This is a genomic window from Kribbella sp. NPDC031520 (genome assembly GCF_055580825.1).
In genome coordinates, this window is sequence record NZ_JBVIKS010000006.1 from 566,135 (window position 1) to 580,176 (window position 14,042).

Sequence of the window (14,042 nt, forward strand, 5' to 3'; positions counted from 1 at the left end):
GCCGTCGGACGACCGAGGCAACAAGGGAGACACCGCAATGATGACGCACGAACTGGCTGCGAGCGTGGTTCAGCTTGCCGTGCCCATGGCCGACCCCAACGTCCCCACCGGCGCGGATTTCAAGGACTGGGTCCTCGTCATCGCGGGCAACATCTTCATCGCCATCCTGGTGCTGCGCGCGATCGGGCACTACTTCAAGCGCGAGTGGGGCGAGCTGTTCGGCCACATCGCGGCGGGGGTGCTGGTCGGTGGTCTGATCTACGCCAACAACCAGACCATCAACGTGCTCAAGGGCTTCTGGGGACTGCTGTCCGGAGGTAATTGATGCGCGTCGGCCGTACCCTCACCCACCACTTCGAGATCGAGACCCGGCAGTACGACCTGCTGGGCATCGACCTCGGCGAAGGCGCGCGCCGCCGGATGATCATCTTCGGCGCGGTCGTCATCCTGCTCTGGGTGGCGCTGCTGTTCCCGTTCATCGGCGTACCGCAGAAGCCCACCGTCAGCCTGTACGTCGTACCGCCGTTCGTGATCACCGCGTTCGGCTGGCGGCCGGGCAGGTTCCACGAACGCCGCCGCCGGGTCACCGAGTGGGCGCTGGCCGTCCGGTACGCCTTGCGTGCGCACCGGCCGATCATCGGCCTCGGCGCCCGGGCTGCCGACAAGTCGGAGTACCTGCCCTGGCGGGAGCGGGTCTCGACCCGTAAGGTCGCCGACTTGGCCAAGGCCCGGATCACGCCCGAGTGGGAGCGCGAGGTCGTGGTGGAGGCCGATCCGAGGGTCCGCGCGGGTGCGGACATCACCGTCAACCAGCGGGCCCGGCTGCTGGGAGCCGAACACGTACAACGGGTGAGTCGCAGGACGTCGTCAGGAAGAGGCCTGAATGAAGATCGCTGACAAGCTCCTGAACCTGGTGGGGGTCGGTCGCGAGCGCGGCCTGCCACCGCCGCGGCTGGTCGCCATCGCCGACGGCCTGCTGGTGACCGAACGCAGTGCCGAGGCGTGGTTCCTGATCTCGGTCGCGAACACCGACCTGGCGACCGAGGCCGAGCAGGACGCGGCCCTGGACGCCGCGGTCAGCGCGGCCGCGACCATCCTCGGTGACCGGCTCAGCCACCTGAAGGTGGTCTGGGGCCGTTCGACCGGCCAGGACTACCTCGACTCGGTGGCCGGCCACTACCGGCTCGGCGACCACGAGGCCTGGGCGCAGACCCGGGCCGACCGGATCGACGAGATGCGGATGCCGGAGCGGTACGTCGCCCTCGGCGTCCACCTGTCCGACCGGGACCCGCGGGCCACCGCGCAGGTCCGCGGTTCGATCAGCGACGCCCTCGGTACGACGTCGTGGCGGGTGAGTGCGCGGGAGCTCGCGCACCTGGACGAGCGGGTGCGCAAGCTCGCTCGTCAGCTCGGGTCGACCGTCTGGCGGGCGCACACCGCGCCGGCCGAGGTGATCTCCTGGCTGATCAGCCGCGAGATGCACCGGGGCGCCGTCGCGGCGCCGCGTCGTGGCCTGATCACCGGTGCCTCGCTGGCCCGGCTGACCTCCGGCCGCGTCGTGCCGTACACCGATCACCTGCGGATCTACGACACCCGCGGTCAGATCGCGGCGTACACCTCTGTGCTGGCGATGACCGACTTCCCCGAGGAGCTCGAGACGCCGGGCGCGGGGGAGTGGCTGCGGACGCTGTCCGAGATCAAGGCGATCGACGACGACGGCGACGAGATCGACGTCACCGTCGAGGCCTCGGTCCGGTTCCGCGTACTGACCAAGAAGACCGCGCGGCACCTGGTCGACGAGACCCGTAAGTCCGCGAAGGAACAGCGCCGCTCGGCCGCGAAGGGTACGGCGGAGGAGACCGCCGACGAGATCGTCGAGACCGAGCGGGTGATGCGCGAGGTCAAGCGCGACATCAACCGCAGCGGCCTGACCTTGGTCGAGGACCACCCGCGGCTGCTGGTCAGCGCGGACACCCGGGAGGACCTCGAGGCGTACGTCGACGCCGTCATCGCGCACTACGCAGACCGTGGCATCACGGTCGCCGTCGGCGCCGACGAGCAGCGCGACCTCTGGCTCGAGTCGCTGCCCGGCGACCAGCTCCGCGTGCCGGACCTGGGACATGTCCGCGAGTCGACCGCGTTCTTCGGGTCCTGGTTCTGGGGCGGTGCGTCGATCGGTGACGCCACCGGCCCCGCGATCGGGTACCTGACCGGCTCCACGCCGGGCCTGGTCCGCTTCGACGCGGCCGCCGGTTCGGCGCTCGGCGACGCGACGACGACGTTGTTCCTCGGCCGGTCCGGTCGAGGCAAGACGACCGCCGCGATGCTGGGCGGCCTCGATTCCGCGTTCGCCGGCGCCTGGGTCCCGCTGCTGGACCTGAAGGGCGACGCCGCGGGCGTATCGGCAGTCGCCGCCGAGTACGGCGTACCGACGGCCGTCATCGAGATCACGGCCCAGTTCTCCGGCGCCGCGGACCTCCTCCGCGTACTCCCGGTCGACGACGCGTTGCTGCAGGCGCCGTCGCAGCTCATGCTGCTGCTCCCGCCGCACCTGCGTGGCGCCGCCGAGGCCCCCGTCGTCGCGGCCACCCGCGCAGAGATCCAGTCACCGGACCCGTCCTCGTGGGGCGTCATCCAGCGACTGTGCAACGCCGAGGAGGAGACCGTCCGTACGGTCGGCTTCGCCCTCCGCGACCTGGTCGAAACCGGCCTCGGCTCGGTCGTGGCCGGCCCGCCGTCCGGCCTGTCCTCCCTGACCACGAACCCAGGCCTCTGGGTGGTCCAGATGCCCGGCCTCACCCTGCCGTCCCCCGAGTCGGCCCCCGAGTCCTGGTCCCCGATCGAACGCGTCGGTATGGCCTGCCTGCGCGGCTGCCTGGCCTGGATGATCCGTACGACCGGTCGCCGCGAGTTCCGCGGCCGCTCCAAGGTCGTCATCGTCCCCGAGGTCCACCTGCTGACGAAGACGCCGGACGGCGCCTCGTTCCTCGACTACATCGCCCGGGTCGGCCGCGCCCTGGGAGCCTCCCTGGTCCTCGACACCCAGGACCCGGCCAGCATCCTGAAGCTGCCCGGCCTGGTGGAGCAGATCACCACCCTGTTCGCCTTCAGCCTCCGCTCCCGCGAACAGGTCGACTCCCTCCTCGAACTCCTCGGCCGCCCCCAAACCGCCCCGTACCAAACCCTCGTCCGAGGCATCAACACCGCCGCCAACGGCAAATCCATCCGCCACGGCCACTGCATCATGCGAGACCGCTGGGACGAAGTAGCCACCGTCCAAATAGACATCCCCAGCCAGCAGGTGGCGGCGCTCCTCCAAACAACTCCGGAATCCGAACACAGCATCGAACCCACTCAGGCAGTCGTTCCATCCCATATCGAAGGAGACCCCTTCGCAGAAGACGAGGATGTAACGCCAGAACCAGCTGCTACCGCCCAGGCCGAGGCCTTCACCTCTCGGCAGCCGGCGTCCGACAGCGACGCAGACCGCTACGCGCCCACATACACGGACACCGCAGCCAACGACGCCGTCGCGTCAGCGCCTGACGACGCACGCCCCGCACCTCCCAACAGCGCGCCCTCTGCAGCTCGCTACGGCGGTGTCCTCAACGGGGGAGAGTCCTTGGCCCGAAGCGGCAATGGGTCAGCCGCGCCCGGACCTGCAGGCCCTGCCGCTGCCTCGGTCGATCTTGGTACCGCGTCGACAGCCTCTTCAGGTCCCTCAGGAGCTCCGGCCAAACCCTCAGTCTCCGCCCCCTCGACTCCCGCTGCGACGGCCGATGCCGTCAATCAGCCGACGCCGACTGCCCCCGAACTGGCGGTAGCCCAACAAAACGGCCACCCGCCGACCCCCGGCCCCGCCGACGGCGAGGATCACCGCCATCCGGTCCGCTACGAGTCCCCGATAGGCCCAGACGAGGTCTACGACCAAGAAGCAGACGAAGCGGCATACAACGAGGCAATGTACCCGGCCCACGGCACTCCGAGCTCCGACGCGTCAGACAAAGAATCCCCCCGTCCCGGCGGCAACAAGGAACACGTCGCATGAGGTGGCAGCGGCGGGCTCGCACCGCGGTCACCGTTCTTGCAATCTCCTTGATCGTCACGAGCCAGGTTGCACTGGCGGCGGATGGGAATCAGCAGACGACCCCGGCCGGGTTCGCGGACCTGCTGCCGGCACCTGACCTGACCCACGGCGACACTCGGACCCTCTTCGAGCAGTACAACCCGATGGCGTTCTCGCTGGACTACGAAGGGAGCTTGCGCGACCCATTGCGGCCGATCTTCAACTCGTTCGCCCAACTCCTGATGATGTTCGTTGTGGCAGCGACGAGAGCCGGTATCTCGGTCGGGTGGTGGTTGTTCTCGTTTACCGACATCCATCCATTGATGAATGCGACCTCGGGCGGGATCGGCGGTATCAGTGGACAGTTGACCGCATGGTTGTTGCCGTCGGCTCTCGCCTTCGGCGCCATCGCGGCGTACGTGTCTCGGCGTTCGACCGGAACCGCGTTCGGTCAACTGGTTTGGGTGTTCGCCGCCGGACTGCTAGCGGTGAGCCTCGCATTTGGCGCGTCGACTTGGATCAAGGGCGTCGACGGTGCCCGCCAAATCGGAGCGCAGACCGTGATGGGCGCGTCGGATCAGGTGCTCGGCCCGCCGCTGAAGACTCCGATTGAAATGCCGGCGCCGGCGTTCCCGGGAAGCTCCAGGGACACGATGCTCCGAAAATCGGGCGACGCGTCATGGCGAGGATTCGCGGCTACGCCGTGGTGTATCGCCGAGTTTGGCTCGATCAAAGCCTGCGAGAAATATGGAAAGGGCTTGCTCGATCTCGGCGTTGATTCCGACAAGCGATTGGACTACATCAACAACACGGTAGCAAAGGGCGAAGGTAGCTCAGACGCGCCGACTGTTAAATGGGCCAAGGGTGAGAACGCCTTCGGCCGGGTTGGTGTCCTGTTGGTCGCCGCGGTCGCGGCCGCTATCTATGCATATCTCATCATCGGACTGGCTGCCACGGCTTTGATGGCGTTCGTTGGATGCCTTGTTCTGCTGGTCGTCGGCGTCATCTTCGCTTGCTTGTTCATCATCCCAGGCCGCTCGCGACAATGGGGAATGAATTGGCTTGAATCGCTTCTGGGGCTGATACTGCAATCTGTGGCTGCCATGCTCATTTTCGGCATAGCGCTCTCGATGTTGACCGCGGTCTTCACAATGACCGACACTCTCGGTTGGTTGCCGGTCACTTGTCTTGCACTCGTCGTGCTGGTTGCTGCGTATCGCTTGCGGCGACTGCTTGAAAGCGTGACATCGAGCATGCGGCCGGGCTTGGGCAGCATGGTGATGGGGTCATATGCGCGTCGCGGTGCGGTTCAAGCAGTTCGGCGCGTGGTGACGGCTCTTCGCAGCCGGAGTTCCTCGCCGAGCCAGACAGAGCGTCCCAAGGCGGGCCGGCGGCCGTCCGGCGGCACGCCTGATGAGCGCGTCGAGACAAACCGGAACTACCGAACCATGCCTCCGGCTGGTAGCCGTGCTCCGCAGGGCGACGAAGAGCGAACGCCAAACGGCACACGGGTCCCAGTGGCAGGTGGCCAATCTCGTGGGGAGACGAGCATCGGTCGACCAGGCAGCAGCCGCACCGGATCGAAGCGGTCGCCGGCAATCATGCTTCCGTCGTCGGCCGGTCCAAGGCCGGGCAGGCGCGATGACTCTTCGCGACGTGGTGCCAAGGAGACGATCTATCAGGGCGGTTCGATCGAGCGGCCCAAGACGGTCAGCACGGGTTCATCCTCCTCATCCGACGGCCGCAGTACAGGACGCCACGCAAAACCGTCCTCGACTGCAGTTCAGTTGCGCAACGGTGGCTACGAGCCGCGAAGGACTGTCATACACACGGCAAGCCTGCGCGAAGGACCTCCGAAACGGGCACGTGAGATCCGCAAACAGCCTGCGACCACCTCGAGGAACTTCCGGGAGTACTCAGCCGTCAGGGCTCCCGTGGGTCGTCCGTCCGGCGGACGGTGATGACCTATGCCAAGGCGCGAAGACCCAGACGGGCGTTTTGAACCAGAGGCAGGTTCAGGAGTGAGCGACGACCCTGCGGAGAAGCAGTCTCGTCGAGACCGTCGCCGAGAGGATGCGGCACGTCAGCGTCAGGAACTCCGTGACCGCAGGCGCAGCGAGCCGGCGAGTCCGATGGGTGTCATTGTGGTCATCGTTCTGCTTGCGATCGTCGTTCTCGGTGTGGGGGGAGGTTTGCCTCACCTGTTCGGGCGTAAGTCAGATTCCGGTCCAGTGGGCTTGTTGACACAGTCGGCACCGGAAGCAAGTCAGCCAGTGACCGAGACGCAGTCGAACAACCCTGAGGGGACGCCTTCGTCCACGGCCCCCCTGACGACTCCGCCGCCGCAGACGGAGCGGCCGGGGGCAGCAGCAACCGCGGCTGTCGATACAACCACGCGGAGTTGGGCCAATCTGTTCTACAAGCGCACTCCGGCGAGCGAGACCTATGAAGAGCTGGTGGGCCGTGCGACTCAGTTCACGACGCCTGAGCTCGCGCAGAGTTTCGCGAGCGCCGGCGATCCGACGTACGACGCGCTCCGAACCTCCGGGGGCACCTCGAAGGTGGTCTCCGTGACAATTACGACCCCACGGCCAGGCACTGCGCCGACCGATACCCCCACGAGGATCACCCGCCTTGTTACTGTCAAGGTCCAGACCACCGGCAAGCAGGCAGGAACGTTCGACGTCCCCTTACTCGTGACCGTCGTCCGCTCTGATGAGCGATGGCTTGTTGGCTCGGTCGATGGAGGGACCGGACCGTGACGGCGTCCGTGGACGGCAAGAGTGTTTAGCGGTCGAGATCTTGCTCAGGCAGCCGGACTGGCCGGCGCCAAGAGCATCGGGCCGAAGATCGCTGGAGTTGGGGCGATACTAGCGATCCTGGCGGTTGTGATTCTCGCTCCGTTCGGAGCCGGCGGCGACCAAATCAATGCAGCTTGTCCTCCCGGCGTGCCAGGAGCAGCCCAGAACCTGGACTCCAAGGGATCATTGCGCACCACACAGCTCGCATTCGCTAAGCTGATCGACAGCGTTGCGATCAAACGTGGGTTGCCGGGGCAGGCGACACTGATCGCCTTGATGACGGCGTTGGTCGAGTCCGATCTGCAGAACCTGACGTACGGCGACGCCGACTCCGTCGGCCTGTTCCAGCAGCGTCCCGGGGCAGGGTGGGGGGATCGTGACCACATCCTCGATCCCGAGTACGCAACGAACGCCTTCTTCGGTGGATCGGATGCACCTGATCCGCCTGGCCTCGTGGACATCAACGGGTGGCCGTCGATGGCGTTGGGAGATGCCGCCCAGGCGGTCCAGGCGTCGAAATTTCCTGATCGATACGCGCAGCGGGAGCAGGAGGCACGAGAGATCGCGGACGCTGCCGGGATCGATCTGAACCGGTCAGGTGATCCGTACGCGGGACGTGCAGGCGGTTCGCCTGGTGGCACCAGCGGGGTCTCGTCGACTCCGCAGCCTGACCAGGATTGCGGCGGTGGTCTGATCACCGGAAAGCCGGTCGGAGGCAAGTGGCCGCCGGAAGACCAGACAGTGCCGGACCCAACCGGCACCGGTGGTCTGGTCACTCCCCGTACAGCGGCTTGGGTAGCCGCTGCTCGAGCTGCATTGGACAACCCGAGCATGTCCTGCTGGGACGCTCACGCATGGAATCCGACGAGCGATCATCCGAAGGGTCTCGCGTGCGACGTCTTCGTCGGCGGTGACTCGCGCAAGATCCCGGCGGCTCGCGAGAAGGGTGATCGCTATGCGAACTGGGCGGTTCAGACCGCGGGCCGGACTGGTGTGCACTATGTCATCTGGTACGGGAAGATCTGGAGTGCTCGCACTGGACAATGGATGACCTACAACGGCGGAGGCATTTACAACCCGTCGGACGCGACCGGTGGACACTATGACCACGTGCACGTCTCCATCTATTGAGTTTGCTGCCGTGCAGGTCGACTGGAACCGGGCGACGGTGACAGAAAGATGCGAAGGGATTCTCGACTGTGGGTCACCGAAGGGCGTGGGAGGTGTCGTATGAGTCCGTCTGACGGACCCGACGACCGGCCAGGGTCGTTTTCCGCCGACGACTGGCAACCGCGACCACAAGGCCCGGTCGGTGGTGGAGCGCCTGATGCGCCGGACACAGCCCCCGGCGTATTCAACTTCGGTGACCGTCCCGCTCCTCCGCCGCAATCGCCGTCGCAAGGCGTGCGGATATCAGTGCCGTCGGCCGCAGAGCTCCTGCTCGGCATTCCGTGGGCGCTGTGGAGTTTCGGTGTCGTGTCGTCGATCGCATCGTGGTTCTCGCAGGATTGGCTCAGCTTGACGATCGTCGTCGCGTGGGTACTGTCCGGCCTGGTGATCGTCTGGCCAGGCACCGAGGACCTGATTGTGAAGTACCTCTACCGTCTTCGCAGACCGACGTTGATGGAGCAGCAGAAGCTGGACATCTCATGGCGTGCCGTCTGTGGCCGAGCGGGTGTCGATCCGAGCTACTACAAACTTTGGATCGAGGAGTCCGACAGCATCAACGGGTCAGCCGTCGCAGGCCATTCCGTGGCTGTCACGCGATGGACGGTGAACAACCTGCCGCCGAGGCAGTTACAAGCAGTGCTTGCTCATGAGCTCGGGCACCACCGTGGAGGTCACCCATGGGCAACGCTGCTCGTGTTCTGGTACGCCCAGCCCGGACGGCTCGTCGTCTCGTTCGTGCAATCGCTGTTCCGTCTCGGCGGACGAGTGCCGGCACTAGGGTGCCTGATCGTGGGCTTCTTCGCGCTGTCCTTGGCCGGACTGATCTTGTACTCGATGGTCTTCGGCCAATGGGACTGGGCCGGATATGCGGTTCTGCCCTTCCTTGTCCCAATACCGTTGGCCTGGTTCAGCCGCCGCGCCGAGACGATGGCGGACCGAGTGGCTGCCGAGCTGGGATATGCGCGAGACACAATCGCGTTCCTCTACGATCTGCAGTCGCAAGGTCAGGATGTCGCTCGGCGAGCGGCGGGGTGGCGTGGCGCGCTGTATGCGACTCACCCGAGCCTCGCCGATCGAATCCGGACGCTTGAGCGTTATGTTCAGACGGCTCGATCATGACCAAGCGCCGCGAGCAACTGGAGGCTCTGAAAAAGAAGCTCGCTGCTATTGCAGGAGTCGGTGAGGGGCAGGCGGCGAGTCCGCGGTCTGCGCCTCTGGCTCCTGCGAGCCAGCCTTGGGATGCTATCCGCAAGTCTCACAGCGAGCTGGCTAGGCACTTGGACGAACTGGCGGCGTCGGCAGAGTTCGGCGACGTTGATCGCGCCCGAATTGCGCACGCACTCCGACGATCAGAGCATGACCCGGAGGAGCTTGAGCAATTGACCCAGGCAATCCGACTCGATCGTGGTGCGGCTTTGGTCCATCCGTCGCAGCAGCGGAACCTTCCAGGCCGGCGTTTTGCCATGCACAACCTGCTGGCCGGCCAGGTCAGGTTGGGCGAGGTCATACCGGACCACCGTAGTGACTACGAAGTTGAGGGAGACTTTGGACTCGACCTCGATGTTCTCCGCACCTCGTTGCTCGTGATCGGTCCCCCGGGCTCTGGAAAGACGCGAGGAATCGCGATCCCGATCGTCGAGCATCTGTCGCTGGCGGCGTTGACAGGCAAGGCGAGCATGGTGGTCGTCGATCCGAAGGCGACGGACTTCGCGTACGACGGTTGGTTCGACGTCACGATCGACCCGCTGAACCCGACTTGTGGATTCAGCCTGTTCGGCGGATCGAAGACGGCTGATGTTGCAGCCGACCGGCTCGCATCGGCCTTGCTGCCACCGCGCGTCACAGATGACAAGGCTTACTTCATCGATGCCTCGAAGAACGCGCTGTACGCGTGTCTTCAGCCGTTTCACTCAGCGTACGAGCGATGGCCAACGGTGCCCGAGCTGCTGGGGCTCCTTCGTGCCGACCAAGGCGCGATGGATGCGGTCAAGTCGAGGCTCAAGGGCCCAGGTGCCAAGGATCTGAAGGCTCTCCTGGATACTCGCCGCGCGCAGCTGCAGAGGACCGCTGACCCGGCGGCGAGTCTGGTGGAACGGTTCGCACTTCTCGACCGGCCGTCGCTTCGCAAGCTCCTGGATCATCCTGGGCCAACGTTCGAGATGCGTGATCTCAACCGCCCGGTTCGAGTCCGGGTCTCGCTCCCGGAAGCGGAGTATCCAGACGCGTCCAGGATCCTGGCGAGGCTGGTCGTTTCGCAATTCGTGCAGATTACGTCCTCATCTGAAGCTGATCGGTCGATCTTCAAGAGCCTCGTCATCGACGAGGCCGGTCGGTTCGTTGACGACTATGTCGCGCGGGGCGTCCAGAAGCTTCGATCGAACAACGCGGGCTTGGTGTTGCTGACGCAAACGATGTCGGACTTTCCGATCGACGTGCGTGCGACGGTCTTCGGATCGACTGGTTGCAAGGCGGTCTTCGGCGGCATCGATCCGGCCGACGCAGACATCTTCTCGCGGTGGTTCGGCGACCAGTACGTCACCGAGACGACCATCAACCGAAGCTCGACCTCGGGTGTCCGTTACGACGAGTACGGATCGGTCGGCGGCCGAACCGAGAGCCACACCGCCGGGTACAGCGCGCGGCGTATCGAGCGAGCCCGCTGGACCGTCTCCGACATCATCACCGGCGTACCACCAGGTCATGCCCTGATATCGCTCGCCCGTTCGAACGGTGCGCGGGTGGGACCGGTGCTGGTCAACCTGCGCGGATGAAGCAGACCGCGGCGCACGGAGTCGAGTCCAAAGATGCGCCGCGGTCTCATCGGCATCAACGGCGTTGGTGCGCCTCCTCCGACGTGTGAAGCCTACCTGATCAGCAGAGGGGGGTACTGCCCACCGCCTGGCGATTCGGGCGGCTTACTTGCTAGCCTCTAGGACAAAGACAGAAGTACCACATGGTGCTTTCGTTCACTTGTGATCGATTCGCCGTGTGGTTGTTGGTGCAACCTCTTGGCGATTCGTCACCTTAACCAGGAGTCGAGTCCATGGTTACTACCAACACCCGCCGTACGCGCACTGCTTTCGAAAAGAGAGTTGAGCGTTGGGATGCCAATCTGGTTGCGTTGACTTTGTTGATGGGGAGTTTGATTGGTCTGCTTTGGCGGGCTGCTCAGGTTGTCCTGATCGTGGTTGCCGTGGTCGGGGTGTTCTGTCCGGGGCTTTTGCCGCTCGTGGCTGCGGGGTCGGCTCTGCTTTTGCAGGTTCGGCGCTCGTAAGTGCGAGGTACAGCAGCTCGATCCCTTTGGGGTCGGGCTGTTGTGTTTTAGCGGTCGTGTAGGCCGGCTTGGAAGGCGGTTAGGAGCTGGCGGCCGAGGGGCCAGTCGCCGAGGTTGCTGTCGGAGTTGATGTGGCCTAGGTCGTCCAGGGGGATCAGTGGTGCGTTCCAGGCTTTGGACAGGCGGGCGGCGGCGTCGATTGTGCAGTACGGGTCGTTGGTGCTGGCTATCAGGACGGCCGGGACGCCTAGGGGCTGGGGTGGTAGTGAGGCGAAGGTTGGTAGGCGGTCGGCGGGGAACGTGGGGGCGCTGGGGTCCGGAGGGGCTACCAGGAAGGCGCCTCGGACAGAAGTAGAGGCCTGAGTGGTTAGCCAGTGGGAGAGGGCGTGGCAACCGAGGCTGTGGGTTATGAACGTTATGGGGGTGGGGGCTGCCTCGACGGCTCGGGTGATGGCGTTGGTCCAGTCGGTGAGGTCGGGGGAGGTCCAGGAGGTGGGCTGGATTCGTACGCCGGGGAGTGAGGTTTCCCAGTGGGACTGCCAGTGGTGTTCGTCGGAGCCGTCCAGGCCGGGGATGATGATGTAGGTCATCGAGCCTCCATGAGGGTGGGATGGCTGTCATGATGCAGGAGTCATCGCCGTACGGCGGCGTCAGCTGATGAAATGAAGGTCGATGACTGAGGCAACGACTGGTTCATTGGATGCGATCGACCGGGCGATCCTGGCGATCCTGCAGACCGACGGGCGGCTGAGTGGGGCCGACATCGGGCGGAAGGTGGGGTTGTCGCAGCCGGCGGTGTCGGCGCGGATCCAGCGGCTGGAGCGTTCCGGGGTGATCGCCGGGTACCGGGCGGTCGTCGACCCGGCGCGGATCGGGCTGAACATTCACGCTGCTGTACGCGTCCGTACGACGCACGCACGGATCCGGGAGGCGCTTGAGCTGTTCGCGTCGTTGCCCGAGGTCGCGAGAACGTACCGGCTGACCGGGGAGGACTGCTTCCTGCTCGACATCCACACGACCGACGCCGGAAGGCTCGAGCAGGTGGTCGACAGCATCGGCCGGCTCGGGCCGGTGAGCACTTCTCTGGTGCTTCGGGAGTACCCGGCCAAGCCGCTCCCGCTTGACTGACAAGGTTTTCCCTTGCCGCGGGTGGGGCTCGTCACGATCTGCTTCACAGTGGGTACTGCGCGGAACTAGGGTCGACGGATCGTAGTGGTTGCGTTACGCAGCATTAACGTGGGAGGGAAAGCATGACGAGACGCCGTAAGGCGCTGCTGGCAGTCACCGTCGGACTGGCCTCTGTTTCGCTTGGGTTGTCGTTCACCAGTGCTGCGGGGGCGGCCCCGACGACGAACCCGAACGGTCTCAAGCTGATCAAGACGAAGACTTCGTTGCTCGGCAAGCACTACTGGTACGAGCAGACCTTCAAGGGTCTGCCGGTGGTCAACGGGTACTACGCGAAGCATGTCGGTAAGGACGGCTCGGTCGAGGTGGCCGACGGGCGGGACGCCGTACCGGCGAACCTCGACGTCAGTGCGAAGGTGGCGCCGGCCGCCGCGACGCAGACCGCGAACGCGACCGTCACCGCTCGCGCGCAGCGGGACGCCGGGCCGAACAAGAGTCTGGTGAAGCAACCGGCCGCGACCAGTGGTGCCGCGCAGCTCGCGGTGATCGGCGGGCCGAACGCGCGCCTGGTCTGGAACGTGACCAGCCGTTCGACCGAAGGTGTCAGCCGGTCGCTGGTCGACGCGAAGACCGGCAGTGTCGTCGAGTCGAAGGTGATCAGCGACAACATCGACGGCCGCGGGTCCGTGTTCGACCCGAACCCGGTGGTGAGCGAGCAGAACGAGAAGCTCACCGACATGAACGACAAGAACCAGGACGTACTGTTCCTCGCCCAGAAGAACGTGATCCTGCGCAACCTGGACGGATCCGGCAAGCTCGACGGTCCCTACGTCAACATCAAGGAGGCCAAGGGCGGAATCGCCCAGAGCAAGACCAACACGTTCGTCTACCAGCGCGCGAACGACAAGTTCGAGCAGGTGATGGTGTACTACCACATCAACCAGACGCAGGAGTACATCCAGCAACTCGGGTTCACCGACGTCAACAACGAGTCGCAGGACTTCAGCGTCGACACGTACGCCGGGGACAACTCGTTCTACGACCCGTCGACCGACATGATCACCACTGGGGAGGGTGGGGTCGACGACGCCGAGGACGCCGAGGTGATCTGGCACGAGTACGGGCACGCGATCCAGGACGACGTGGTGCCGGGCTTCGGCGAGTCGGAGCAGGCCGGCGCGATCGGTGAGGGCTTCGGCGACTACTGGGCCGTGACGAACTCGGTGCCGGTGAGCAAGGGCTTCAACCTGCCGTGCGTGATGGACTGGGACGCGACGTCGTACACGAGCGACGAGCCACACTGCCTGCGCCGGACCGACGGGACCAAGACCACCGACGACATCGACGGCGAGGTCCACGACGACGGCGAGATCTGGTCGCGGGCGCTGTGGGACATCCAGCAGTCGCTCGGTCGGGCCAAGGCGGACAAGTTGATCCTCGAAGCGACGTTCTTCTACGACCCTGACACGTCGTTCGCGGGTGCGGCGCAGGACACCGTTCAGGCCGCGCGGCTGATGTACGGGAAGGCCGCCGCGCAGACTGTGACCGACGCGTTCAAGGCTCGCAAGATCCTGTAGCGCAGACCAGGCCGTGCGCCCACGACTAG

11 protein-coding genes are annotated in these 14,042 nt (G+C 65.4%); 10 read left to right on the top strand and 1 reads right to left on the bottom strand.

Features of this window, described 5'->3' with window-relative positions:
* The first annotated feature begins 37 nt into the window (after positions 1-37).
* The 8 genes from ACZ5BU_RS31700 (at position 38) to ACZ5BU_RS31735 (ending at position 11,311) form a co-directional block, all read left to right on the top strand.
* Positions 38-325: a hypothetical protein gene (locus tag ACZ5BU_RS31700; protein WP_130446998.1), complete on the top strand. Its 288-nt coding sequence runs from the start codon at positions 38-40 to the stop codon at positions 323-325.
* Positions 325-897 carry a hypothetical protein gene (locus ACZ5BU_RS31705; RefSeq protein WP_465704112.1) on the top strand — a complete coding sequence of 191 codons (573 nt, stop codon included), beginning with the start codon at positions 325-327 and terminating at the stop codon, positions 895-897. Before ACZ5BU_RS31700 ends, ACZ5BU_RS31705 begins: the two co-directional genes overlap by 1 nt.
* Positions 884-4,048 (top strand): ATP-binding protein, encoded by a 3,165-nt coding sequence (locus tag ACZ5BU_RS31710; RefSeq protein ID WP_465704113.1) that lies wholly within the window; start codon positions 884-886, stop codon positions 4,046-4,048. Before ACZ5BU_RS31705 ends, ACZ5BU_RS31710 begins: the two co-directional genes overlap by 14 nt.
* Positions 4,045-6,027 (top strand): type IV secretion system protein, encoded by a 1,983-nt coding sequence (locus ACZ5BU_RS31715; protein WP_465704114.1) that lies wholly within the window; start codon positions 4,045-4,047, stop codon positions 6,025-6,027. Before ACZ5BU_RS31710 ends, ACZ5BU_RS31715 begins: the two co-directional genes overlap by 4 nt.
* Before the next feature lie 927 nt (positions 6,028-6,954).
* On the top strand, positions 6,955-7,998 hold the full coding sequence (locus ACZ5BU_RS31720; RefSeq protein WP_465704115.1) for a VldE C-terminal domain-containing protein: 1,044 nt from the start codon (positions 6,955-6,957) through the stop codon (positions 7,996-7,998).
* Positions 7,999-8,097: 99 nt separating this feature from the next.
* A complete protein-coding gene (locus ACZ5BU_RS31725; RefSeq protein ID WP_465704116.1) occupies positions 8,098-9,156 on the top strand; it encodes a M48 family metalloprotease in 1,059 nt (352 codons plus the stop codon).
* The gene (locus ACZ5BU_RS31730; protein ID WP_465704117.1) at positions 9,153-10,808 is read left to right on the top strand and encodes a type IV secretory system conjugative DNA transfer family protein; all 1,656 of its coding nucleotides are present in this window, start codon (positions 9,153-9,155) and stop codon (positions 10,806-10,808) included. The genes ACZ5BU_RS31725 and ACZ5BU_RS31730 overlap by 4 nt, the downstream gene beginning before the upstream one ends.
* 272 nt (positions 10,809-11,080) lie before the next feature.
* On the top strand, positions 11,081-11,311 hold the full coding sequence (locus ACZ5BU_RS31735; RefSeq protein ID WP_465704118.1) for a hypothetical protein: 231 nt from the start codon (positions 11,081-11,083) through the stop codon (positions 11,309-11,311).
* 47 nt (positions 11,312-11,358) lie between these two features.
* Here the strand turns inward: ACZ5BU_RS31735 and ACZ5BU_RS31740 are convergent, their stop codons facing one another.
* Positions 11,359-11,901, bottom strand: coding sequence for an RBBP9/YdeN family alpha/beta hydrolase (locus ACZ5BU_RS31740; protein ID WP_465704119.1), 543 nt, complete (start codon positions 11,899-11,901; stop codon positions 11,359-11,361).
* 82 nt (positions 11,902-11,983) lie between these two features.
* On the opposite strand from ACZ5BU_RS31740, the gene ACZ5BU_RS31745 reads away from it, so the two are divergent.
* Both ACZ5BU_RS31745 and ACZ5BU_RS31750 read left to right on the top strand, forming a co-directional pair.
* Positions 11,984-12,439, top strand: coding sequence for an Lrp/AsnC family transcriptional regulator (locus ACZ5BU_RS31745; RefSeq protein ID WP_465704120.1), 456 nt, complete (start codon positions 11,984-11,986; stop codon positions 12,437-12,439).
* Positions 12,440-12,561: 122 nt separating this feature from the next.
* Positions 12,562-14,013: a M4 family metallopeptidase gene (locus ACZ5BU_RS31750; protein ID WP_465704121.1), complete on the top strand. Its 1,452-nt coding sequence runs from the start codon at positions 12,562-12,564 to the stop codon at positions 14,011-14,013.
* Positions 14,014-14,042 lie beyond the last annotated feature (29 nt).